At 50.3% G+C, this 2583-nt stretch carries 3 protein-coding genes; all 3 read left to right on the top strand.

Annotated features, from left to right (window positions below):
- Nucleotides 1-213: 213 nt before the first annotated feature.
- Nucleotides 214-417 carry a hypothetical protein gene (locus tag DWW33_RS15430; RefSeq protein WP_004614949.1) on the top strand — a complete coding sequence of 68 codons (204 nt, stop codon included), beginning with the start codon at nucleotides 214-216 and terminating at the stop codon, nucleotides 415-417.
- 286 nt (nucleotides 418-703) lie between these two features.
- Nucleotides 704-1021 carry a DUF3847 domain-containing protein gene (locus DWW33_RS15425; RefSeq protein WP_024726898.1) on the top strand — a complete coding sequence of 106 codons (318 nt, stop codon included), beginning with the start codon at nucleotides 704-706 and terminating at the stop codon, nucleotides 1019-1021.
- 2 nt (nucleotides 1022-1023) lie between these two features.
- The gene (gene mobQ / locus DWW33_RS15420; RefSeq protein ID WP_117825509.1) at nucleotides 1024-2496 is read left to right on the top strand and encodes a MobQ family relaxase; all 1473 of its coding nucleotides are present in this window, start codon (nucleotides 1024-1026) and stop codon (nucleotides 2494-2496) included.
- Nucleotides 2497-2583: the final 87 nt, after the last annotated feature.

Here is a 2583-nt window from a genome sequence, read left to right as displayed (position 1 = left end):
CAGCAAAATTGCTTTCTTTGAATGGATGGCAAAAGGCTCCGAAACCGTACCGAGAAGCGACAAATAAGCGTGAGGTATCATTCCCTGACTGCAATACTGCCGCACTTTCCAAAGGGGCATACAGAGGGAAAAAACCTTAAAAATGATACCGAGACGCTACATCAAAACAGCCTATCTGCGTACATCAGATAGAAACGGAGAAAGGAGCCGGTTATGGCAAGAATGAGTAACAAGCGGCGGTTGGAATGGTCTTTCTTCTTAAATGACCGCAGCCGTATCACTTACAACGAACTGTGCCGGAAATGCCAGCACGAATGTAAACAGAGCTTCCGGGCGGTTGTGGTTGACTGCCCGAAGTATCTTTCCAAGCGTTCCAAGAAAAAGGACAAGACTGCCGGAAACGGCAAAATCCCTTAGGAACTAAGGGCGCACTTCTATACATAGTCTAAAGACCATGTATCGTGCGTCCTGCGGAGCTTACCTCTGCCGCTGATAAAATCAACAGTCCGAGGTCTGCGTTCGCTTCGCTCCGACAAGGTGGCTACACCCCCTTGCGCCGCTAAAGCGGCTATCCCCTGTGTACGCGCCGAAAAGAGAAATCCGCTCTGCGTTTTTCCCTTTTCATCGGGTTTTATAGAAGCACTGACACACAGACTGTCTGCGGATGGTCTTTCTTTATCTTATAAGCAAAGGATGTGAGAACATGGAAAAATCTTTGGAACAGTTAAAGCAGGAATATGAAAAAACCACTGTCCTGCTGGAACGGGAAAAACGGAAAATGCAGCGTTTGAAAAACCGGCAGGCGTATCTGGAAAGCGGTTCCCGGAAACAGAGGACGCACCGGCTGATTACCCGTGGGGCAGCTATTGAGAGCATTGCGCCACAGACAAAGGAGCTGACCGAAACGGAATTTTATTCCCTCATGGAAAGCATTTTGAATCTGCCGCAGGCGGAGCATTTCATACGGTCTGCCACAGAGAACCACGCCCGTATTTCCGGGCAGGAGAAAGGCGGTGACTAAGGATAGCACTTTATCATTTTTCAATCGCACAGATAAAGCGCAGCGCCGGTCAGAGCGCCATTGCCAGCGCAGCCTACCGAGCCGGGGAGCGCCTTTACAGCAGCTACTATGGAGAAGTCAGCGACTACACCAAAAAGGGCGGCGTGATCGCTTCGGAAATCATGCTGCCGCCCCATGCGCCGGAAATATATCTTGACCGGGCGACCCTCTGGAATGCTGTGGAAAGCTGCGAGAAACATCCAAAAGCCCAGCTTGCCTATTCCTTTGATATTGCCATGCAGAATGAATTGACGCTGGAAGAAAACATGGAGCTGGCGAGGAAGTTCGTGCAGGAGCAGTTTGTGGCAAAAGGCATGATTGCTGACCTCGCTTTTCACAGCCCGGAGAAAGAGGACGGCGGTATCCCAAACCCGCACTTCCATGTGATGACAACAATGCGCCCTTTGAACCCGGATGGCACATGGGGACAAAAACAGCGGCGGGAATATCTTCTTGATGAAGATGGAAACCGAATCCGGGATAAAAACGGCGATTATGTGTTTAACGCTGTCCATACAACAGACTGGCACGAGCCGGAAACGCTGGAACACTGGCGGGAGCAGTGGGCGGCTGCCGTTAATACAAAATTTGAGGAAAAAGGGCTGGATGTGCGTATCGACCACCGTTCCTATGTGCGGCAGGGGCTTGACCTGATACCTACTGTCCACGAGGGAGCTAATGTCCGGCAGATGGAAGCAAAGGGCATCCGCACCGAGAAAGGGGAACTGAACCGCTGGATTAAAGCCACCAACCGGCTCATGCAGGATGTGAGGAAGAAGATCAAAGCCCTGTTTGTCTGGATGGCAGAGGTAAAAGAAGAACTTTCCAAACCGCAGACACCGAACCTTGCCGACCTGCTGATTGCTTATTACAACCAGCGCAACGCAGGGGCATGGAGCAATAAAGCCAGAACCGGAAACTTAAAACAGTTTGCCGAAGCCGTCAATTATCTGACGGAAAACAAGCTGCTCACATTAGAGGATTTGCAGGAGCGTCTTTCCTCTGTCAGTGAAGAATTTGAAGCATTAAGCGGCTCCATGAAAAAGAAATCTGCCCGGATAAAGGAATTGCAGGAATTGATACGGGAGGGCGAGAATTACCAGCGGCTAAAACCTGTTCATACGGAATTGAACAATATCAAGTTTAAGAAACAGAGGGAGAAATTTGAAACATCCCACGATGCGGAGTTACGGCTGTTTTATGCTGCCCGCCGTATTCTGAAAGAAAAACTGGACGGAAAACCCATTGCCCTGAAAGCATGGAAACAGGAATACGCACAGTTAAAAACAGAGTATGCCGAACTGTCTCCGCAGCACAAGCCGCTCCGGGAGGAAGTCATACGGCTGCGGCAGGTGCAGAACGCCGTAGATACCGCACTGCGCCGGAGGGAGCAGCCACAGGAAGTACAGAGAAAGAAACACGAGATGGAGCTATGACATAACCGGCAGCTTTACCGCTACCGGCATTTTTATGGAGGGAGCATTTGAATGTATTTGAAGCGGTGAAACAGTCTGTTACCACCC

Source organism: Roseburia sp. AF15-21 (assembly GCF_003479505.1).
Classification (GTDB): Bacteria; Bacillota; Clostridia; order Lachnospirales; family Lachnospiraceae; genus Roseburia_C; species Roseburia_C amylophila.
Note: the sequence above shows the minus strand (reverse complement) of the source record. Positions and strands in the feature narration are given on the sequence as shown.

Coding starts and splice junctions, on each gene's coding strand:
- DWW33_RS15430 (WP_004614949.1), top strand. CDS start 214: ATGGCAAGAATGAGTAACAAGCGGCGGTTGGAATGGTCTTTCTTCTTA.
- DWW33_RS15425 (WP_024726898.1), top strand. CDS start 704: ATGGAAAAATCTTTGGAACAGTTAAAGCAGGAATATGAAAAAACCACT.